Annotated in this window: 1 protein-coding gene; it reads right to left on the reverse strand. The window is 68.0% G+C overall.

Annotated elements, in window-relative coordinates; all coding sequences use genetic code 11:
* A partial coding sequence (locus tag BN903_RS12315; protein ID WP_048078002.1) for a class I tRNA ligase family protein occupies positions 1–598 on the reverse strand: 598 nt, incomplete at its 3' end.
* Between the last annotated feature and the right edge of the window lie 190 nt (positions 599–788).

The raw sequence follows: 788 nt of genomic DNA on the forward strand, positions 1-788 counted from the left end.
ACTCGGTTATCTTCAGGAACCACTGGTCCAGCTCGCGGGTCTCGACGGGGGTGTCACAGCGCCAGCACAACTCCGCCTCGCCCTCGACCTGCTCGTCGGCGAGGACGGTCTCACAGGAGGGACACCAGTTCACCTCGGCGTCGCGGCGCTCGACGAGGCCGGCCTCGCGGAAGCGGGAGAACAGCCACTGGTTCCACCGGTAGTACTCCGGGGTACAGGTGGTGACCTCCCGGTCCCAGTCGTAGCCGAACCCCATCGACTTCATCTGCCCGCGCATCGTGTCGATACAGTCGAACGTCCAGTCGCGGGGGTTGGTGTCGCGCTCCTTGGCGGCGTTCTCGGCGGGCAGTCCGAACGCGTCCCACCCCATCGGGTGGAGCACGTCGTCGCCGCGCATCCGGCGGTAGCGGGCGTACGCGTCCGTGATCGTGTAGTTACGGACGTGGCCCATGTGGAGCTTCCCGGACGGGTACGGGTACATCCCGAGGACGTACGTCGGGTCTTCGGCGTCGTCCGGGACGTGATAGACGGAGGCGTCGTCCCACGCCTCCTGCCAGCGTTCCTCCACCGTCGCGTGGTCGTATCCCTCCTGAGACATCTGCTTATATACGCGTGGTCGGGTCGGCGTCGTATAGCTTTCCATCCAGTGGTGCGGCGTGTCACACCGCCCCGTGGCCGAGCCCGGCGACGCCGGGCTCGGTCCCGACTACAGCTTCTCCGCGCTCCGCGCCTGTTCGACGCGCCGGGTCGCCTGCGCGACCCGCTTCCCGGTCGCGTTCGCGAGCCCC

Source organism: Halorubrum sp. AJ67 (assembly GCF_000513435.1).